This window comes from Caulobacter hibisci, from assembly GCF_016135805.1.
In the GTDB taxonomy this organism is placed as follows: domain Bacteria; phylum Pseudomonadota; class Alphaproteobacteria; order Caulobacterales; family Caulobacteraceae; genus Caulobacter; species Caulobacter hibisci.
In genome coordinates this window covers 146,867-165,552 of record NZ_JADWOX010000007.1, presented here as the reverse complement: position 1 = coordinate 165,552, position 18,686 = coordinate 146,867, and the positions used below count along the sequence as shown (strand labels likewise).

Here is an 18,686-nt window from a genome sequence, read left to right as displayed (position 1 = left end):
AGGAAGAGCCTCAAGCGCGCACCTACAGCGACCTTGCTGAAGAGGACGCTGAAATGCCCGCCCCTCAGTCCGAGGGAGAAGGCTGATGGCGAAGCTGACGGTTCGAGAATTGGAGCGCAGCGCACTCCGCTACGCGATCAGAGAGCGCGAGGCTCTCGTTCACGCGATCGGCGACAGCACCAACCCCAGCGACGTACGGGAGCGAGAACGCGCTAACGCCCTAATCCTAGGGTGGAAGGCGATGCTGAAGCGGCGTCACGGTTTCGTCGAGGCTCCGCCGGCAGGCAAGGCGGTCGATATCTTCACCCTCGCCGCTCAATCCGGCCGCGCCGCTCTCAGCGACAAGGGAGAAGGCTGACATGGCGTTCCCGAGCGACTGGACCGTGCGCCGCGACGGCTCGCACTACAACGGCGGCAAGGAATGGTTCGGTGAGGGCGGCCGGTGCGATCAAGAGCGCCGCCTTCGCTACATCGACCGCTACTATCGCGCGACGCGCACCGGCGAGCGGCAATGGATCGTGGACGGCGTAGCGTGCGCTTCGGCCGATGAAGCCTGGGACCGCCTACAGGCCCCGCCTGTCTTCACCCCGGAAGAGCTGATCGCGCTCGCCGTCATGACCGACGAGCCGACCGACCTTCGCGACGCCTACCCCTACGAGGTCTTGAAGGGCCTCACGAACAAGGGAGCCGCGATCGCGAACCGTGGGCGCTACGTCATCACCGACGCCGGCCGCGCCGCTATCAGCGACAAGGGAGAGGGCGAGAAGCAGACGGCAAGGCCCTCTGCCCAAACTCGAATAAACCCTAGATAGTCAGCTTTGACTATTAATCCCTCGACGCTTCCAGAGTCCACAAGAGTAACACGGAGTCTAACCACTTCCCCCAAGGGTTGTTTCGCAAATACAACCTCGCGACATCGCAAGTTGTTTGTTTGTATTTACTCCCGCGTGCGACAGCTTGTCGCATGGCGGACTGAACTAATCTCCTAGTCATAGTGCGCCCTTCCTAAACCTGTGATTGGGGGCTTTCTTGAGTAGCGTTGATTTTCAAACCTTGCCGCCGGCCATGCAGAGCGCGCGCGGGGCCGCCCGGGCCTTGGCCGCCCTGCTCCGCATCGCCGACCCGGCCGGCGCCCGCTCGCTGGGCGGTCCCGACACCGCCGACCTGGCCGACCTGGTCGACGTGGTGACCGGCAAGTTCGACGAAGGCCTGGGCGACCTGGGCTTTTCACCCCATCCGTCCGACTGACGCGCCAGGCTGGCGCGGCGGTTGACAAGACCAAGGGGGCGGCGATCACTCGTCGCCCCCGGCCTTTTGAGAGGAGGCCTTCATGTCCAAAGCGCCCCGCCGCCCCGCCGACCCGCGCCACAGGCGCGTCGATCCGCCCAAGGCCAAGCGCGCCCAGCGCGCCCACGGCGCCCTGCCGCCCGGCTTCGTGCCCCGGCCGCAGGCCGACGGCTCGTTCCGCCCGCGCTGGATCCCGCAGCCCGCGCCGCGCAAGGCAGGCTGGAGAAGCGGCAGCCTGGTCGACGACAAGGGCGTCTATCTGTCCTACGGCGCGGCCATCGACATGGCCCGCGAGATCAATGCCGCCGTGGCCGCCTGGAAAGCCGGCGACGAGACGCCGCCTCACCTGGCCGCCTTCGCCCCCGCGCTCAGCTCGGTTCAGACCATGGCCGTGGCGGTCGGGGCCTCGATCGGCGCCCTGGAAACGGCCTGGCTGGAAAGCAACGAATACCTTTCCAAGTCCGCCGCCACCCGCCGCGACTACAAGAACAAGCTGGGGCGGCTGCTGGAGGCCATCGCCGGCTACGCCCAGCGCCCCCTCGCCAGCGACGCCGCCGGCCGCGCCCGCATGACCCGCGACCTGGCCACCCTGCGCGGTCTGTCGATCATGACGCTGGAGCCCGTCCAGCAGGGCGACGATGATCTGTTCGACCCCCTCTATGAGGCCTATTGGGCGCTGCATCAGCACGCGGGCGTCAACCAGGCCTCGGGCGTGCTGGCCGTGGCGTCGGTCTGGCTTAACTGGATCCGCAAGCGCAAGCGCCGCGAGGTGGTCAACTGGGCCAAGGAGGTCGAGCGCGAAACCCCGCCGGGGCGCATCCGCCCCGCCACCCTGGACGAGCTGCGCGCCCTGATCGCCGCCGCCGACGCCAACGGTTACGAGGACGTCGCCGACGCGGCCATCCTCTCGTTCGACCTGTCGTGGTCGGCGATCGACATCCTGCAACTGACCGAGGCCAAGGTGCTGCCCGGCTATCGCGCCCACACCGCCCGCCAGAAGACCGGGCGCAAGGGCGGCACGCCCATGACCTTCATCGGCCGCAACCGCTATGACGCGATCCTGGCCCGCCGCAAGGACGACAAGGTCCAGCCGCTCAAGGCGGCCGATCGCCGCGTCATCCAGCTCAAGCGCGAGCGCGACACGACCAGCAAGCGCGGCATGGAGGCCGACAGCGAGCACCTGCGCCGCAGGTTCTCCGACGTGCGCGACCTGGCCGCCCTCGCCTGCCCCAGCATCGCCGACCTCACCTTCGCCGACCTGCGCGACACCGCCTGGACGATCGCGCGCCAGGCGGGCCTGTCGGACGACCAGCTGGCCAGCCGCACCCTGCAGAGCCGCAAGCACATCAAGGAACTGGGCGACCGCCACTATGGCGAGATCGGGCCGGAAATCGCCGACCAGGGCAAGGATCTGCTGGAAACCTACTACCGGGCGTCGGGCCTCGCCCTGTAATCGGAGGCCCCGTGTGAGTTTCGGAAACGACCGTGTGAGTTTTTCGACAAAAGACGACATGCAACGGCCCATTACAGCCCGCGCTTTTGCTCAACACCCTTTGATTTACTTAGCTTTTTCCTTGGACCCTATTTCTCTTAATCAGCGGGTCGTAGGTTCGAATCCTACTACACCCACCATTCCCTCCTAGACCTTGTGAACTGAGGCCGGATGGCCGCTGAAGTGGCCGGCGCCGCCGCTTCGCGCAACCGTACGCGGTTTTCGCCGGCAACTGTCCGACAGTCGGGCGCCGCCGCTCACGCCCCCTTGAACCGCCGTTTCGCGCCTAGCGTCGCGAGATCGTCTTCATCGGATCCGCGCCATGACCGCCGCCAAGCCGCCCTCGTCCCGCCTGCCCCTTCTCGTCCACGCCGGCTATGGCGCGGGCCAGATCGCCGGCCAGGTGTTCCGCGACGCGCCGTCGCTGCTGCTGCTGTTCTTCATGACCAATGCGCTGGGCGTCGAGCCAGCGCTGGCGGGCGCGGCGATCTTCTTTCCCAAGCTGTTCTGGGGCCTGCTGTCGGACCTGACCGTCGGGCTGGTCTCCGACCGCTGGAAGGACCGCGTGCCGCGACGGCTGTGGCTGCTGGTCGGGGCGCTGCTGGCGCCGGCGGCGCTGATCCTGCTGTTCCATGTGCCGGAGGGAACCGCCACGGCCAAGGCGGTCTATGTGGCCTGCGCCTTCAGCGTCTACATGATCGTGTTCGGGGCCTTCTCGGTGCCGTACCTGGCGATCGGCACCGAGCTGTCGGACGATCCCAAGGAGCGGACCGTGGTCATGGCCTGGCGGATGGGCTTCTCGGCCATCGGCCTGCTGGTCGGCAACGCCCTGGCGCCGGTGCTGGTCCAGACCTGGGGCGGCGGCCGGCCGGCCTATTCGCAGATGTCGCTGGTGCTGGCGGCGGTGTGCTCGGTCAGCCTGCTGATCGCCTTCCTGGCCTCGCCGCGCCCCGTCGTGCAGGCCGCCGGCCAGCCGGCCCTGCGCCTGAAGGCCATTCTCAGCGCCGTCACCGACGCCACCTTCCGGCCGCTGCTCGCCGCCTACATCCTGCAGCTGGTCGGCTCGGGCCTGGGCTATGCGGCCATGGTCTATTTCCTCAGCTACAACATGGGCCGCACCGACGCCCTGAACCAGCTGGGCCTGATTGTGCTGATGATGAGCGCCGTGGTCATCGCCGCCCAGCCGCTGTGGATCAAGCTGTCGACCGCCTTCGGCCGCAAGCGGATCTACATCGCCGCCGCCCTCGGCCACGGTGTCGTGCAGGGGCTGTGGGGCCTGATGGCCGGGGCGCCGCTGCCGGCGATCTACGGCCTGGTGCTGCTGTTCGCGCTGTTCAATTCGGGCTGGAGCCTGATGAGCTACAGCCTGCTGTCGGACGTCATCGCCAAGGACGAGGCCGCGCATGGCGAGAGCCGGGCCGGCGTGTTCTCGGCCCTGTGGACCGGGGCCGACAAGATCGGCTTTGCCTTGGGCGGCACCTTGCTGACGGGCCTGGTGCTGTCGGCCTTCGGCTTCTCCAGCGCCCTGGCGATGCAGGGCGCGCCCCAGCCGGGCTCGGCGCTGATCGGGGTGGCGATGGCGTTCTCGTTCCTGCCGGCGGCGTTCAACATCGCGGCGGCGGCGGTCTATGCGCGGTTTGGGAAGGCTTGAGCCCAAAATGACTGAGGCCGGCGCAGTGCGCCGGCCCCTGGGTCCCGGATAAGCCCTTCGGGCTTTCCGGGATGACGCGCTTTGGAGAAGGAGGGCCTCAGCCCACCTTCACCAGGGTCTTACCCGAGTTCGCGCCCTTCATCAGCCGCTCGAACTGGGCCGGGGCGGTCTCGATGCCGTCGCCCAGGTCCTCCACCTGCACCAGGCGGCCGTCCTTGATCCAGGGCTCGGCGGTCTTCACCCACTCGGCCCAGCGCGGATAGAAGTCGTAGACGATCAGGCCCAGCATCTGGGCGCGCTTGCCGACGATGGGGCCAAGGCCGAACTGCGGCGGCGGGCCGTCGACCTGGTAGTGGGCCGACAGGCCGCACAGCACCACGCGGCCGTAGAGCTTCAGCAGGCCGAACACCGGCTGCAGGATCGGCAGGCCGACGTTCTCGAAGTGGACGGTGGGGCCGCCGTCGGTCAGGGCCTTCAACTGGTCGACCCAGCCTTCGCTGCGATAGTCGACGGCGGCGTCGAAGCCGTACTGCTGAACCACCTGCGCCACCTTGTCGGCCCCGCCGGCGATGCCGACGGCCTTGGCGCCGAGGATCTTGGCGATCTGGCCGGCCGTGCCGCCGACGCTGCCGGCGGCCGCGTCGACCGTGAAGACGTCGCCTTCGCCGACCTTGGCCAACTGGGTGACGCCGGCCCAGGCGGTCAGGCCCGGCATGCCCAGCACGCCCAGGTGATTGGAGACGCCGAGCGAGGGATCGACCTTGCGCACCTCGGCGGCGTTCATCAGCCCGACCTGGGTCCAGCCGGCCTCGCCGACCACGTGGTCGCCGACGACGAAATCGGGATGGCCCGAGGCGATGACCTCGGCGACGGCGGCGCCCGGCAGGCTCTCGCCCGGACCGGGGCGCGGCTCGCCCATGTGCCGGCCGCGCAGGCGCGAGCCGATATAGGGATCGAGCGACAGATAGAGCACCCGCACCAGCAGCTGGCCGGCCGGCGCGCTGGTCGGGGCGGCGCGCTCGACGACCTCGAAATCGGCGGCGGTCGGGATCTCCTCGATCGTGCGCTTGAGGACGACTTCCAGGGTCTTGCTCATGGTCGGCTCGCTTGGTCGGGCGCCGCCTGTCGGAGAAAGCTGCCGCCCCCTCCCCGGCCGCACCGCGGTTGGGACTATCGAAGCGGTGACCCTAGCTTTCGAGACCCCTCCGTGGCCGCCGCCAAATCCGATCCATCCGCCAGCCGAACTTCCATCGTCGCCGCCCTGCGGGCCATCGTCGGCGAGGCCGGCGTGCGCGACGACGAAGCGAGCCGCGCGCTCTACAGCCAGGACATCTTCGCGATCAGCGACGAGACCGTGCTGGCCGTGGTCGCGCCGACCAGCGTCGAGCAACTGGCGGCGGTGGCTGGCCTGGCCTCGCGCGAGAACCTGGCCCTGGCCCCGCGCGGCGGCGGCATGAGCTACACCAAGGGCTACATCCCGGCCCGCGCCGGCACGCTGAGCCTGGATCTAGCCAAGCTGGACCAGATCGTCCGCATCGACGCCGACGACATGGTCGCCACCGTCCAGGCCGGCTGCACCTGGAAGACCCTGGACGAGGCGCTGAAGCCGCTGGGTCTGCGGGCGCCGTTCTGGGGGCCGATGTCGGGCCTGACCTCGACCATCGGCGGCGGGCTGTCGCAGCAGAACGCCTTCTTCGGCGCCGGCCACTATGGCACCACCAGCGAGAGCGTCGTGGCCCTGACCGTGGTGACGGGCGACGGCCGGATCCTGCGCACCGGCGCGCGCGGACAAGGCGGCGAGCATCCGTTCTGGCGGTTCTACGGGCCGGACCTGACGGGGCTGTTCGGCGGCGACTGCGGGGCGCTGGGCATCAAGGCCGAGGTGACGCTGCGGCTGATCCGCCGGCCGGCCCACGAGGCCTACGCGTCTTTCGCCTTTTCGGACGCGGCGAGCATCATCGGCGCCATGGCCGAGATCACCCGCGCGGGGATCGCCAGCGAGCTGTGCGGCTTCGATCCGAACCTGACCAAGGTGCGCCTGCGCCGCTCTTCGCTGCTGACCGACGTCAAGGTGCTGCAGGACGTGGTCGCCAAGCAGGGCTCGCTGTTCAAGGGCCTGCTGGCCGCCGGCAAGATCGCCCTGGCCGGCCGCAACTTCGTCGGCGCCGACGACTATCCGCTGCACGTGATCAGCGAAGGCCGCAGCAAGGCCGGGGTCGAGGCCGATCTCGCCGAGGCCAAGGCGATCGCCAAGCGTTTCGCCGGCCGCGAGATCGAGAACAGCATCCCGCGCATCATCCGCGCCCAGCCCTTCCCGGCCGCCAACAGCATCCTGGGTCCCGGCGGCGAGCGGTGGGCGACGCTGCAGTGCGTCGCGCCGCTGTCGCGGGCCGTGGCGATCCACGCGGCGATCGAGGCCGTCTACGCCGACATGGCGGGCGCCTTCGCCGAGCACGGCATCGACACGGCCTTCATGTTCACGGCCCTGTCGACCAACGCCTTCGTCATCGAGCCGACCTTCTACTGGCCCGGCGCGCGCCATGCCCTGCACGAGGCGACGATCGAGCCGCACCTGCTGGCCAAGCTGCCCGCCCTGCCCCACGACCCGGCCGCCTTCGCGACGGTCAGCGAGGCGCGCGCGCGGGTGGCGGCGATCTTCCAGGCCGAAGGAACCGGCCACCTGCAGATCGGCCGCGTCTATCCCTATCAAGCCAGCCGCGACGAGGCGTCCTGGGCCCTGCTGGAGGCGGTGAAGGCCGCCCTCGACCCGCAAGGCCTGGTCAATCCCGGCGTCCTCGGCCTCGGAGCCCCCAAATGAGCACCTACCGCGCCCTCGAACTGCGCCGCTTCGCCCGCACCCTGCGCGAGGCCGCCGACGTGGTCGACATCGACACCCGCGCGCCCGGTCCCGGCGAGGTCGCCGTCCGTAACGCCTGGTGCGGCATCAACGGCCTGTTCGACGTGCAGATCGCCCGCAACGCCGTCAGCTACGTCAAGGTCGCGCCGCCGGTCGCGATGGGCGTCGAGGCGGTCGGGATCGTCGAGGCGGTCGGCGAAGGCGTCACGGAGCTGTCGGTCGGCGACGCGGTGGCCAGCGTGCGCTTCGGCGGCGGCTATCGCGAGATGAACATCGCGCCGGCCAGCACCTTCGTGAAGGTGCCGGCGGCCGACCAGGAGTCTTTGATCCTGGCCTCGACCGGCGTCTCGGCCCACGTGGCCTTCCACGCCATCGGCCAGGCCAAGCCCGGCGAGACCGTGGCCATCTCGGCCGCGGCCGGGGGCCTAGGCCACATCCTGGTGCAGGTCGCCAAGGCCCATGGCTGCAAGGTCATCGCCGTCTGTGGCGGGCCGAAGAAGGCCGAGTTCGTCAAAAGCCTCGGCGCGGATGCGGTGATCGACTACCGCGCCGAGCCGGTGGCCCAGGCCCTGGCCCGCGACTTCCCCGAAGCGCTGGACGTGGGCATCGACACGGTGGGCGGCGACATCTTCGACGCCTTCTCCGACAACCTGGCGCGGCACGGCCGCCTGGTCGTGGCCGGGGTGGCGCAGGACATGGACGGCGGCGCCGAGATCGTCAGCGCCCCGCGCATCGCCCACAAGCTCTACTACAAGGCCGCCTCGATCCGCGGCTTCATGAACGGCCTGCTGACCGAGCACTGGCCTGCGGCCCGGGCGGACCTGGCGGCGCTGAAGGCGGCCGGCAAGCTGAAAGCCGTGGCCGACGACACGACGTTCGAAGGCGTCGAGGCGATCTACGACGCGGTGGACTGGCTCAACTCGGGCAAGTCGATGGGCAAGGTGACGGTGAAGCTGTAGCGAGCGCCGCCGGCGCTCGCCCCCTCAGTCGCTTCGCGACAGCTCCCCCAAAGGGGGAGCATTTTCATGGCAAGGCGGAAGACCAAATCCTCTCCCTCTGGGAGAGGTGGCCCGGAGGGCCGGAGGGGGGTCTTAGTGCGGCTCTTCCCCGCCGGAGACGTTCAGGCTCTCGGCGGTGATGTACTTGGCGTCGTCGGAGCACAGGAAGGCCACCGCGTCGGCGGTGTCTTCGGCCTTGCCGGGGCGGCCGAGCGGGATGCGGGCGGCCATGGCGGCGAGATAGGCCTCGACCGAGGCCGCGCCGGTGACCTTGGCGAAGTATTCGTTCTGCCAGGCGCCCAGACCCGTGGTCACGTGGTTGGGGCAGACGTTGTTGACGGTGATCTGGTGCGCGCCCAGCTCGATGGCCGCCGAGCGGGTCAGGCCGACCAGGCCGTGCTTGGAGGCGGTGTAGGCCTGGGCGTGCGGGAAGCCGGACTTGGCCGCCTGGCTGGCGATGTTGACGATGCGCCCGCCCTTGCCCTGGGCGATCATCACTTCCGCGGCGGCCTTGAGGCCAAAGAAGGCGCCGGTCAGGTTGACGTCGATGACGGCCGACCAGTCCTCGGGCCGCACGTCCATCAGCGGCTTCATGATGTAGCCGATGCCGGCGTTGTTGACCCAGATGTCGAGCGAGCCGTGGGTCGCCTTGGCATGGTCGGCCAGCGCCCGGACCTCCTCCCAGCGACGGACGTCGCAAGGCTGAGTGCTGGCCGACCCGCCGTACTGGCGCAGATCGGCGGCGATCGCTTCCATCTCCTCGGTCCCGCCGATCATGCCGGCAGGCGTGGAAGGATCGACGGGGCGACCAAGATCGGAGACGACAACCGCCGCTCCCTCCTGCGCCAGGCGCCGGGCGATGGCCTCCCCCAGGCCCCCGCGCCGGCCGGACCCGGTGACGACCGCCGTCTTGCCCTCGAAACGTCCCGCCATGCTCAGCCCACCTTGTCGGTGACGATGAAGATCGGGTCAGCCAGGGCCTGGAATTCGGCGGCGATCGCCTGCATCGTTTCGCTCGCCACCTCGCCTCCGAAGGCGTCCATGTCGGCGACGTCGATGATCTCGACATATTGGTAGGGCGGCGGCGCCTCGGTCCCCAGCAGGGCGGCCGAGCGGAAGACCTCGAACTTGTCGATCGAGGCTAGGCCGTTGACGGTGGGCAGGTCGCGTTCCTTGGCCCAGGCCTCGTAGTCGGCGGCGGTGACGCCGGGCTTCAGGTTGAACAGGGCGACAATCCGCGTGACGGCCATCGGGCGCTCCCTCCGTTGCGGCTACAGCGCCGCCGTGAAGATTGAAGCCGCATGCTGGATCGCCGCCCCGATGGGCGCGAGCGCCGCGCTCAGACTGTTCGCCTCTTGGAGAAAGCCCCCATGCCCGCACCTGACGATTTCCGCTGGCCGGACGGTTCTCGCCTGGCCCTGTCGATCGTCGTCAATGTCGAGGAAGGCGCCGAGCACAACATCCGCGACGGCGACAAGGGTCCCGAGCCGGTCGATGAGCTGGGCGCGGTTCCCAAGAGGCCGATGCGGATGCACGGCAGCGAGAGCAACTATCTTTACGGCATAAAGGCCGGCGCGCCGCGCGTCCTGCGCATCCTCGACCAGCACGGGATCGAGGCCACCTGGACCGCCGCCGCCCTGGCCCTGGAACGCGCCCCAGACCTGGCCGCCGCCATCCGCGCCCGCGGCGACGAGGTGGCCGCCCACGGCTACCGCTGGACCCATCAGTTCTGGATGGACGAGGCCAAGGAGCGCGAGTTCATCACCAAGGCCGCCGACTCGATCGAACAGACGATCGGCACGCGTCCCTCCGGCTGGCTGTCGCGCTACCTGCACACCGACCACACCCGTAGGCTGCTGGCCGAGGCCGGGTTCAGCTATCACATGGACGACTATTCCGACGACTTCCCGTTCTGGGATCGTGTCGAGACCTCGGACGGTACGAGCCAGCCGATGGTGATCCTGCCCTACGCCATGGACTCCAACGACATGAAGTTCTGGCTGGCCCCGTCGCTGACCGCCAAGGACTGGCTGGACTACGCCGTGGCCACCTTCGACGAGCTGCACGCCGAGAGCCAGGAAGTCGGGGCGCGGATGATGAGCCTGGGGCTGCACCTGCGGATCATCGGCCGCCCGGGCCGCATCGGCGCCTTCCGCAAGTTCCTGGATCACGTCGCCGCCCACGACGGCGTTTGGATCGCCTGTCGGAGAAAGATCGCCGAGGCGTTCGCGCAAGGGGTCCCGATCGGCGATTGACGGCCAGGGCGATTGTCCTGACATTTCAACGACACGGGCGGCTTTGCCGATCATGACCTATCGCTCGCTGCTCTTCGTGCCCGGCACGCGTCCGGACCGCTTCGGCAAGGCGCTGGACGCCGGCGCCGACGCGGCCTGCATCGACCTGGAAGACGCCGTGCCGCCGGCCGGCAAGGCCGAGGCGCGCGCCGCCGCCCTCGCCTTCCTGGGCCAGCCGCGCACCGCCGTGGTCGGCCTGCGGATCAACGGCGTACGCACGCTGGAGGGCCTGAAGGACCTCGTGGCCCTGGCCGAGAGCGACGCGCGCCCCGACTTCCTGATGATCCCCAAGGTCGCCGCGCCGGAAGACCTGCTGACCGCCGGCGAGATCCTGCCCGGCCTGCCGCTGTGGCCGGTGGTCGAGTCGGCCGAGGGCCTGCGCCGGGCGTTCGAGATCTGCGCCGCGCCCGGCGTGACCGGCGCCCTGTTCGGCGGAGCGGACCTGTCGGCCGATCTCGGCTCGACCATGGACTGGGACGCCCTGCTGCTGGGCCGGGGCACTCTGATCGCCGCCTGCGGCCGCGCCGGCGTCGCCTCGCTGGACGTGCCGCACCTGAACCTTGCCGATCCCGACGACCTGGCCGCCTCGACCCTGCGGGCCAAGGCCCTGGGCTTCACCGGCCGATCCTGCATCCACCCGACCCAGGTGGCTGCGGTGAACGCCGCCTATACCCCCTCGCCCGCCGAGATCGAGCGCGCCCAGCGCGTGGTCGAGGCCTTCGACGCCGCCGGCGGGGCCGCCGCCCTGCTGGACGGCAAGCTGATCGAACTGCCGGTCATCCGCGCCGCCCGGCGCGTGCTCGACCGCGCCTAACCTCCAGGAGAACAACCTTGGTCCAGAACTGGAAAGAGGTCGGCCCGCAACGCTATCGCGAGACCTTCGGCCGCTATTTCGAGGACTTCATCGTCGGCGACGTCTACGAGCATCGCCCCGGCAAGACGGTGACCGAGTACGATAACCACCTGTTCACGCTGCTGACGCTGAACACCCACCCGATGCACTTCGACGTCGAGTTCGCCAAGGCCTCGGAGTTCAAGCGCAACCTGGTGGTCAGCCCCTACACCCTGGCCCTGCTGATCGGCATGAGCGTGACCGACGTCTCGCAGAAGGCCATCGCCAACCTGGGCATGGACGAAGTGAAGTTCAGCGCGCCGGTGTTCGCCGGCGACACGATCTATGGCGAGAGCGAGGTGCTGGCCAAGCGCGAGAGCAAGTCGCGTCCCGGCCAGGGCATCGTCACGATCCTGACCACGGGCATCAACCAGGACGGCACGGTCGTCTGCACCTTCAAGCGCAACATGCTGATCCCGGCGCGCGGCCACGCCGTCGAGGACAAGGTCGGGAACTACTAGGATGAGCGAGATCTCGGAAGCCGACGAACGCGCCATCCTCGACGCCATCGACAAGTGGCTCGAAAAGAAGGTCTCCCCCGTGGCGATGCAGCTCGAGCACGACGACGAATATCCCCATGCCCTGGTCGAGGACATGAAGGAGCTGGGTCTGTTCGGCGCCTTGATCGACCCGGAATACGGCGGCCTGGGGCTGTCGGCCCTGACCTATTCGCGGATCGTCACCAAGATCAGCGCAGAGTGGATGAGCCTGACGGGCGTCTTCAACTCGCACCTGATGATGGCCATGGTCGTCCAGAAGTTCGGCACGCAGAAGCAGAAGGATTTCTGGCTGCCCCGCTTCGCCAGCGGCGAGATGCGCGGGTGCCTTGGCCTGACCGAGCCGGACGCCGGCACCGACCTGCAGGGCATCCGCACCGTCGCAAAGCGCGACGGCGCCGACTACGTCGTCAACGGGACCAAGACCTGGATCACCAACGCCATCGAGGGCCATGTCTCTGCCCTGCTGGTGAAGACCGATCCGGAAGCCCAGCCGCGCCACAAGGGGATGAGCATGCTCATCACCCCGAAGATCGATCCCGAGACTCGCGCGCCCATCGCCGGCGTCACGAACGGCCGCAAGCTGGAGAAGCTGGGCTACAAGGGCATCGACAGCGGCGAGTTCATCTTCGAGGACTATCGCTGCGACGCCGAGTTGTGCCTGGTCGGCGGCGAGGAAGGCCAGGGCTTCGTCATGGCCACCGGCGGCCTGGAGATCGGCCGCATCAACGTCGCGGCCCGCTCGGTCGGCATCGCCAAGCGCGCGCTGCTGGAAAGCGTCAAGTACGCCCAGCTGCGCAAGACCATGGGCAAGCCGATCGCCCAGCACCAGGCTATCCAGCTGAAGCTCGGCGAGATGGGGGCCAAGACCCGCGCCTCCGAACTGCTCGTGGAAGACGCCGCCAAGGCCTACGACCGCGGCGAGCGCGTCGACATGGAAGCCGGCATGGCCAAGTACTTCGCGTCGGAAACGGCGCTGTACGTCGCCACCGAAGCCATGCGCATCCACGGCGCCTACGGCTATTCGAAGGAATATCCGATCGAGCGGCTGTTCCGCGACGCCCCGCTGATGTGCATCGGCGAAGGCACCAACGAGATGCAGCGGATCATCATCGCCCGCCAGCTCGTGGCCCGGAACCCGACCTGATGAGCGGTCAGGTGCGTCGCCCGCTGGCCGGGATCAAGGTGCTGGCCGTCGAGCAGTACGGCGCCGGCCCCTACGCCACCCAGCTGATGGCCGAGCTGGGCGCCGAGGTCGTCAAGATCGAGGCGCCGGCCATGGGCGGCGACGTCAGCCGCGCCACCGGCCCGTTCTTTCTGGGAACGGCCGACAGCCAGTTCTTCCAAACCTTCTCGCGGTCGAAGAAGTCCATCGCCGTGGACATCAAGACGCCCGAGGGCCGAGCGGCCTTCGAGCGTCTGGTGGCCCAGGCCGACATGGTCGTCGACAACCTGCGCGGCGACCAGCCGGGCAAGATGAAGCTGACCTATGACGACCTGAAGAGCGTCAATCCGGCCATCGTCTGCGGCCACCTTTCCGCTTACGGGCGCGGCAACAGCCGGGCCGGCTGGCCGGGCTACGACTACCTGATGCAGGCCGAAGCCGGGCTGATGAGCCTGACCGGCGAGCCGGACGCCCCGCCGGCCCGGCTGGGCGTGTCCATGGTCGACTTCATGACCGGGACCATGCTGGCCTTTGGCGTGGTCAGCGCCCTGCTGTCGGCTAGGACGACGGGCGAAGGCTGCGACGTCGACGTCTCGCTGTTCGACGTCGCCCTGCACCAGCTGTCCTACCCGGCCGTCTGGGCGATGAACGAAGGCTACAAGGTCCAGCGCCTGCCGCGCGGCGCCCACCCATCGATCGCGCCGTCGCAGGCGGTGAAGACCGCCGACGGCTGGGGCCTTGTCATGTGCCAGACGCCGAAGTTCTGGGAAGCCCTGTGCGACCTGGCCGGCGCCGCCGCGCTGAAGGCCGACCCGCGCTTTGCCGACATCCCCAGCCGCCACGCCAACCGTCCCGCCCTGAGCGAGGCGATGGACGTGCTGTTTGGCACGCGCACCACGGCCGAATGGACAGCCCTGCTCGGCGGCAAGGTGCCGTTCGCGCCGATCCTCGAGATGATGGACGCGCTCGACAATCCGTTCGTGGCCGAGGTCGGCATGCGCGACGTGGTCGAGCACCCTGACCGAGCGGAGGGCTTGGCCATGCTGGCCTGCCCCGTGAAGATCGACGGCGAGCGGATGCCCGGCGTCCGGGCGCCGAAGCTGGGCGAGCATACCGCCGAAGTGCTGGGAGTTGCCTCGTGAAGCTGGAAGGCGTCCGCGTTCTCGACCTGTCGTTCTTTCTGCCGGGGCCGATGCTAACCCTGATGATGGCCGACCACGGCGCAGATGTGCTGAAGATCGAGCCGCCCGGCGAAGGCGATCCGGCCCGCGAGATCGGCTATCGCAAGAACGGGACGAGCGTCTGGTTCCGCAACACCAGCCGCGGCAAGCGCAGCCTGCAGGTCGACTTGAAGTCCGCCGAGGGCCGCGCCCTGCTGCTCGACCTGGCCGCCGAGGCCGACGTGGTGGTCGAGGCCTTCCGGCCCGGCGTGATCCAGCGGCTGGGCTTCGACTACGAGGCCGTGAAGGCGCGCAATCCGGGCATCGTCTATGTGGCCATCTCGGCTTTCGGGCAAACGGGTCCCTATCGCGACAAGCCGGCCCACGACATCGCGGTGCAAGCCCTGGCCGGCATGGTGTCGTTAAGCGAAGGCTTCGACGGCAAGCCGACCCCGCCCAACATGCCCGCCGCCGACGCCCTGGCCAGCCTGACCGCCCTGTCGGGCGTGCTGATGGCCCTGCTGCGGCGGGAGAAGACGGGCCTGGGCGACTATCTGGATGTGGCCATGTTCGACAGCGTGCTGGCCTGGACGCCCAACGTCACCGGCAAGATCTTCGCGACCGGCGAGGCTCACGTCCCCAAGGACGAACGCTCCTGGGGCGGAAACGCCATGTACGGCCTCTACGAATGCGCCGACGGCCAGTGGATCTGCCTGGGCGGCTCGGAGGTGAAGTTCGCCCGCAACCTGCTGGCGGGCCTGGAGCGCCTGGACCTGCTGCCCTATGCCGAGCTGCAGCCAGGACCCGGCCAGGAGCCGCTGCGGGCCTGCCTGCGCGAGGCCTTCATCACCAAGACCCGGGCCGAATGGGAAGCCTGGTTCGACGGCCGCGACGTCTGTTTCGCGCCGGTGCGCACCTTGAAGGAGACGTTCGAGGATCCGGCCCTGGAAGCGCGGGGCATGCTGTCGCGCGACGCCGACGGCAACGAGATCGTCGGCACGCCGATCCTGTTCAGCAATGAACCGGCGGTAATCGATTCGGTCCCGCCCGCGCTGGGCGCCGGTCCTGCCGGGTGGCGGGCGCGATAAGCCGAAGCGGAATTCGGAAACCCTCGGCTACCTTTTCACCGAGCATCCCCGCGAAGGCGGGGATCCAAGCCGAGTCGGCAGATCACCCACGGCCGCGCCCAATCCTGAAAGTCCACTTGGATCCCCGCCTTCGCGGGGAAATTCGGATTGAGGGATGGCAAGTGGGACGGCTATCGGAAGCCAGCTCAAAAGCTCGTCATCCCGGCCAGAGCACCGGGATGACGAACAAGTTGAAGGAAGACGTCAGGAGCCCGTCCGCTCGCGTTCCATCTGGTCGAGCAGCATCGGTCCGGCTTCCATCAGCAGGAACGCGCTGGTCAGCAACAACAGAACTCGCATCAGCATGACGGCCCTCCTGTATTCGCGAACCGTCCCCCGACAGTCCGCACAAGGAAGGCTGGACCGGTCCTGCGAAGGCGCGAGAGCGTTTTCGCGTTTGGCCGACTGGCGGACAGCCGCGCCGTTGTCCGCTGTGCGCGCAAACCGCGACGCCGCGCCGAAGACCAGCCGGCGCCGCTGCTAGCGTCACCCCATGACCGCCGCCGCCGAAGCCCTCGTCGATCACGCCCTGTCGCTGCGCTGGGACGCCCTGCCGGACGCCGTCCAGGCCGACGCCCGCCGCCTGCTGCATGACGCCGTGGCCGTCTGCGCGGCCGGCGCGGGCGCTGCCTATTCCGACGCCATACTGGCGGCCGCGCGCGGCTGGGGCGGAGACGGCGAAGGCCTGGTGCTCGGACGGCCGGGCGTGCGCCTGCCGCCGGCCCAGGCCGCCTTCGTCAACGCCTTCCAGCTGCACGGCCAGGAATACGACTCCGTCCACGAAAGGGCCGTGCTGCACCCTCTGCCGACCATCGTGCCGGCCCTGATCGCAGAACTCGACCGCTCCGGTCCCTACAGCGGCGAGGAGGTGCTGGCGGCCATGGTCGCCGGCGTCGACGTCGCCATCGCCCTGGGGGTCGCTGCAACGACCGCCCTGCGTTTCTTCCGGCCGGCGACGGCGGGAGTATTCGGGGCGACGGCGGCCCTGGCGCGGCTGAAGCGCCTGCCGCGCGAGACGGCGATGGACGCCATGGGCTATGCCTTGGCCTTCAGCAGCGGCACCATGCAGGCCCATACCGAGGGCAAGCCCGCCCTGCCCGTCCAGATCGCCGCCGCCGCCCGCTCGGCCCTGCAGGCGATCGATGTGGCGGAGGCAGGCCTGCCCGGTCCGCGCGACTGGCTGGAGGGTCCGTTCGGCTACCTGCCGCTGTTCGAGGCCGGCTTCGACCTGGGCCCCGTGCTGGCCGATCTGCCAAGCCGCCGCCGCATCGCCGAGGTCTCCTGCAAGCCCTTCCCCACCGGCCGCGCCTGCCATGGCGGGCTGGTGGCCGTGCGCAGGCTGGCGACCGAGCACGGCGTCGGGCCAAGCGACCTCGACAGCCTGACCTATTCGGCCCCGCCGCTGATCCGCCACCTGGTGGGCCGCGTCGCCAAGCCGGAGATGGACACGGCCTATGCCCGCCTGTGCCTGCCCTATCTGGCCGCCGTCATGCTGACCCGCGGCCGCGTGGGCCTGGACGACTACACACCTGCGCGCCTCAACGAGCCCGACGTCCTGGCCCTGGCCGCGCGGATCGTCGTCGAGAGCGACGGCAATCCCGATCCCGCCGCCTTCGTGCCGGCCCGCGCCATCGCCAAGCTGAAGGACGGCCGCGAGATCGTGCTCGACGTCACCGCCCAGCTGGGTTCGCCCGACTTTCCGATGAGCCGCGACGAGCACCTGGAAAAGGCCCGCTCGTGCCTGGCCTTCGTCGGCATGGAGGCCGTTCACGCCCCGCTGACCGACCTTTTCGACCGCTTCGACACCCTGGCCGACGCCCGCGAGGCCTTCCTCCTCGCCAGCGGCGGCTGAGATCCCCAAGGTACTCATGTCCCACCAGACCTACTGGCAGTCGCTCGACTATCCCGCCCTCGTCGCCGACCACCCGATCGGCGACGACTTCACGCGCTTCGCCACCCAGACCAGTCGCGACGCCCTCCGGGCGCACCAGAACCGCCTGTTCCTGCGCTGCGTCGATCGCGCCTGGAAGACGCCCTTCTACCAGCGCCTGTGGGGCGACGCCGGCATTCAGCCCGGCGACATCCGCTCGCTGGACGACCTGCCGGGCCTGCCCAGCTTCGACAAGTCCGACATCATGGCCTCGCTGGAACGCCAGCCGCCGTTCGGCGACTTCGCCGGCTTCGAGGGCTATCCCGAAGGCCAGCGGCCGCCGGTGATGCTGCACACGACCTCCGGCACCACAGGCTCGCCGCAGGTGCTGCTGTTCGGCCCCAAGAGCCGCGAGGTGCAGAACCTGCTGCTGGCCCGCAACTACCAGTTCCAGGGCCTGCGGCCCGACGACGTGATCCACTCGGTCTACGGCCACGGCATGATCAACGGCGGCCACTATGTGCGCGAGGCCGTCACCCGCTGGACCAGCGCGACCTTCCTGTCGGCCGGCACCGGGGTCGAGACCCGTTCGGCCCAGCAGGTCGAGGTGATGAAGCGCTTCGGGGCCACCGTGCTGGTAGGCTTTGGCGACTATCTGAAGAAGCTGGCCGATACGGCGCTGGAGATGGGCGTCGAGCCTGGCCGCGACATTCCCGTGCGCCTGATCTCAGCGCACCTGGGCCGCGAGGACCGGGCGGCGATGGAGAAGGCCTGGGGCGGCGCCAAGTGCTTCGACTGGTACGGCGTCGGCGACACCGGCCTGATCGCCGGCGAAGGCCCCGACCGTGACGGCCTCTACGTGCACGAGGACGCCCACTACCTCGAGATCTGCGACATCGACACCGGCGCGGCCGTGGCCCCGGGCGAGCTGGGCGACATGATCGTCACCTGCCTCTTCAAGGACGACCTCTATCCGCTGATCCGCTTCAACACCCACGACGTGACCCGGGCGATCCCGAAGCCCTCGTCGATCGACGTGGTGTTCCAGCGCATCGAGGGCTTCCTCGGGCGCTCGGACAACATGGTCAAGATCCGCGGGATCAACATCTTCCCGCAGGGCGTGGGGGCGATGCTGGAGCATGCGCCGGCCTTCGCGGGCGAATTCATCTGCCGCGCGCGGCGCGACGCGACCGGCCGCGACAGCTTCGCGGTGACCGCCGAGACCACGGCCGATACGGCCGAATGGCGTGATATCGCAAGCTTCTACGGCGAGATCCTCAAGCGCAAGATCGGCATCGAGGTCGAGGTCGAACTGGCCCCCAAGGGCGCGACGGCCGGCCTGACCCAGATCGACGTGCGCCAGAAGCCGATCCGCCTGATCGACGAGCGCTACTGA

The 18,686-nt window shown here is 69.1% G+C and carries 18 protein-coding genes; 15 read left to right on the top strand and 3 right to left on the bottom strand.

The genetic code is table 11. The features are described from left to right. Positions 1-85: 85 nt before the first annotated feature. The 5 genes from I4Q42_RS12180 to I4Q42_RS12160 all read left to right on the top strand — a co-directional run bounded on the left by I4Q42_RS12180 (position 86) and on the right by I4Q42_RS12160 (position 4,430). Positions 86-358 carry a hypothetical protein gene (locus I4Q42_RS12180; RefSeq protein ID WP_198576340.1) on the top strand — a complete coding sequence of 91 codons (273 nt, stop codon included), beginning with the start codon at positions 86-88 and terminating at the stop codon, positions 356-358. 1 nt (position 359) lies between these two features. After that, a complete protein-coding gene (locus tag I4Q42_RS12175; RefSeq protein ID WP_198576339.1) occupies positions 360-812 on the top strand; it encodes a hypothetical protein in 453 nt (150 codons plus the stop codon). 217 nt (positions 813-1,029) lie between these two features. After that, positions 1,030-1,248, top strand: coding sequence for a hypothetical protein (locus tag I4Q42_RS12170; protein ID WP_198576338.1), 219 nt, complete (start codon positions 1,030-1,032; stop codon positions 1,246-1,248). 82 nt (positions 1,249-1,330) lie between these two features. Further along, on the top strand, positions 1,331-2,740 hold the full coding sequence (locus I4Q42_RS12165) for a site-specific integrase (RefSeq protein ID WP_198576337.1): 1,410 nt from the start codon (positions 1,331-1,333) through the stop codon (positions 2,738-2,740). A gap of 361 nt (positions 2,741-3,101) precedes the next feature. Next, positions 3,102-4,430 (top strand): MFS transporter, encoded by a 1,329-nt coding sequence (locus I4Q42_RS12160; RefSeq protein WP_198576336.1) that lies wholly within the window; start codon positions 3,102-3,104, stop codon positions 4,428-4,430. Positions 4,431-4,527: 97 nt separating this feature from the next. Here the strand turns inward: I4Q42_RS12160 and I4Q42_RS12155 are convergent, their stop codons facing one another. Further along, positions 4,528-5,526: a zinc-binding dehydrogenase gene (locus I4Q42_RS12155; protein ID WP_198576335.1), complete on the bottom strand. Its 999-nt coding sequence runs from the start codon at positions 5,524-5,526 to the stop codon at positions 4,528-4,530. 111 nt (positions 5,527-5,637) lie between these two features. On the opposite strand from I4Q42_RS12155, the gene I4Q42_RS12150 reads away from it, so the two are divergent. Together I4Q42_RS12150 and I4Q42_RS12145 are read left to right on the top strand one after the other, a co-directional pair. Next, a complete protein-coding gene (locus I4Q42_RS12150; RefSeq protein ID WP_198576334.1) occupies positions 5,638-7,248 on the top strand; it encodes an FAD-binding oxidoreductase in 1,611 nt (536 codons plus the stop codon). Beyond that, complete coding sequence (locus I4Q42_RS12145; protein ID WP_198576333.1) at positions 7,245-8,246, top strand: zinc-binding dehydrogenase; 1,002 nt, start codon at positions 7,245-7,247, stop codon at positions 8,244-8,246. The genes I4Q42_RS12150 and I4Q42_RS12145 overlap by 4 nt, the downstream gene beginning before the upstream one ends. A 132-nt stretch (positions 8,247-8,378) precedes the next feature. Here I4Q42_RS12145 and I4Q42_RS12140 read toward each other — a convergent pair whose 3' ends face one another. Both I4Q42_RS12140 and I4Q42_RS12135 read right to left on the bottom strand, forming a co-directional pair. After that, on the bottom strand, positions 8,379-9,218 hold the full coding sequence (locus I4Q42_RS12140) for an SDR family NAD(P)-dependent oxidoreductase (protein ID WP_198576332.1): 840 nt from the start codon (positions 9,216-9,218) through the stop codon (positions 8,379-8,381). 2 nt (positions 9,219-9,220) lie between these two features. After that, a complete protein-coding gene (locus I4Q42_RS12135) occupies positions 9,221-9,535 on the bottom strand; it encodes a hypothetical protein (RefSeq protein WP_198576331.1) in 315 nt (104 codons plus the stop codon). Positions 9,536-9,655: 120 nt separating this feature from the next. Between I4Q42_RS12135 and I4Q42_RS12130 the strand changes: the two genes are divergently transcribed. The 8 genes from I4Q42_RS12130 to I4Q42_RS12095 all read left to right on the top strand — a co-directional run bounded on the left by I4Q42_RS12130 (position 9,656) and on the right by I4Q42_RS12095 (position 18,686). Further along, positions 9,656-10,540 carry a polysaccharide deacetylase family protein gene (locus tag I4Q42_RS12130; protein WP_198576330.1) on the top strand — a complete coding sequence of 295 codons (885 nt, stop codon included), beginning with the start codon at positions 9,656-9,658 and terminating at the stop codon, positions 10,538-10,540. A 52-nt stretch (positions 10,541-10,592) separates the two neighbouring features. Further along, positions 10,593-11,393: an HpcH/HpaI aldolase/citrate lyase family protein gene (locus I4Q42_RS12125; RefSeq protein ID WP_198576329.1), complete on the top strand. Its 801-nt coding sequence runs from the start codon at positions 10,593-10,595 to the stop codon at positions 11,391-11,393. Between the two features lie 17 nt (positions 11,394-11,410). Then, on the top strand, positions 11,411-11,932 hold the full coding sequence (locus I4Q42_RS12120; protein WP_198576328.1) for a MaoC family dehydratase: 522 nt from the start codon (positions 11,411-11,413) through the stop codon (positions 11,930-11,932). 1 nt (position 11,933) lies between these two features. Continuing rightward, positions 11,934-13,115, top strand: coding sequence for an acyl-CoA dehydrogenase family protein (locus tag I4Q42_RS12115; RefSeq protein ID WP_198576327.1), 1,182 nt, complete (start codon positions 11,934-11,936; stop codon positions 13,113-13,115). After that, positions 13,115-14,275, top strand: coding sequence for a CaiB/BaiF CoA transferase family protein (locus I4Q42_RS12110; protein WP_232793071.1), 1,161 nt, complete (start codon positions 13,115-13,117; stop codon positions 14,273-14,275). The genes I4Q42_RS12115 and I4Q42_RS12110 overlap by 1 nt, the downstream gene beginning before the upstream one ends. Continuing rightward, positions 14,272-15,381 carry a CaiB/BaiF CoA transferase family protein gene (locus tag I4Q42_RS12105; RefSeq protein WP_198576326.1) on the top strand — a complete coding sequence of 370 codons (1,110 nt, stop codon included), beginning with the start codon at positions 14,272-14,274 and terminating at the stop codon, positions 15,379-15,381. Before I4Q42_RS12110 ends, I4Q42_RS12105 begins: the two co-directional genes overlap by 4 nt. A 532-nt stretch (positions 15,382-15,913) precedes the next feature. Next, positions 15,914-17,272 (top strand): MmgE/PrpD family protein, encoded by a 1,359-nt coding sequence (locus I4Q42_RS12100; protein ID WP_198576325.1) that lies wholly within the window; start codon positions 15,914-15,916, stop codon positions 17,270-17,272. 16 nt (positions 17,273-17,288) lie between these two features. Further along, on the top strand, positions 17,289-18,686 hold the full coding sequence (locus I4Q42_RS12095; protein WP_198576324.1) for a phenylacetate--CoA ligase family protein: 1,398 nt from the start codon (positions 17,289-17,291) through the stop codon (positions 18,684-18,686).

Excerpts from the sequence above, each read along its gene's own strand:
- I4Q42_RS12115 (WP_198576327.1), top strand. The coding sequence starts at position 11,934 with ATGAGCGAGATCTCGGAAGCCGACGAACGCGCCATCCTCGACGCCATC.
- I4Q42_RS12130 (WP_198576330.1), top strand. The coding sequence starts at position 9,656 with ATGCCCGCACCTGACGATTTCCGCTGGCCGGACGGTTCTCGCCTGGCC.
- I4Q42_RS12100 (WP_198576325.1), top strand. The coding sequence starts at position 15,914 with ATGACCGCCGCCGCCGAAGCCCTCGTCGATCACGCCCTGTCGCTGCGC.
- I4Q42_RS12125 (WP_198576329.1), top strand. The coding sequence starts at position 10,593 with ATGACCTATCGCTCGCTGCTCTTCGTGCCCGGCACGCGTCCGGACCGC.
- I4Q42_RS12095 (WP_198576324.1), top strand. The coding sequence starts at position 17,289 with ATGTCCCACCAGACCTACTGGCAGTCGCTCGACTATCCCGCCCTCGTC.
- I4Q42_RS12160 (WP_198576336.1), top strand. The coding sequence starts at position 3,102 with ATGACCGCCGCCAAGCCGCCCTCGTCCCGCCTGCCCCTTCTCGTCCAC.
- I4Q42_RS12135 (WP_198576331.1), bottom strand. The coding sequence starts at position 9,535 with ATGGCCGTCACGCGGATTGTCGCCCTGTTCAACCTGAAGCCCGGCGTC.
- I4Q42_RS12140 (WP_198576332.1), bottom strand. The coding sequence starts at position 9,218 with ATGGCGGGACGTTTCGAGGGCAAGACGGCGGTCGTCACCGGGTCCGGC.
- I4Q42_RS12180 (WP_198576340.1), top strand. The coding sequence starts at position 86 with ATGGCGAAGCTGACGGTTCGAGAATTGGAGCGCAGCGCACTCCGCTAC.
- I4Q42_RS12145 (WP_198576333.1), top strand. The coding sequence starts at position 7,245 with ATGAGCACCTACCGCGCCCTCGAACTGCGCCGCTTCGCCCGCACCCTG.
- I4Q42_RS12175 (WP_198576339.1), top strand. The coding sequence starts at position 360 with ATGGCGTTCCCGAGCGACTGGACCGTGCGCCGCGACGGCTCGCACTAC.
- I4Q42_RS12110 (WP_232793071.1), top strand. The coding sequence starts at position 13,115 with ATGAGCGGTCAGGTGCGTCGCCCGCTGGCCGGGATCAAGGTGCTGGCC.
- I4Q42_RS12155 (WP_198576335.1), bottom strand. The coding sequence starts at position 5,526 with ATGAGCAAGACCCTGGAAGTCGTCCTCAAGCGCACGATCGAGGAGATC.
- I4Q42_RS12165 (WP_198576337.1), top strand. The coding sequence starts at position 1,331 with ATGTCCAAAGCGCCCCGCCGCCCCGCCGACCCGCGCCACAGGCGCGTC.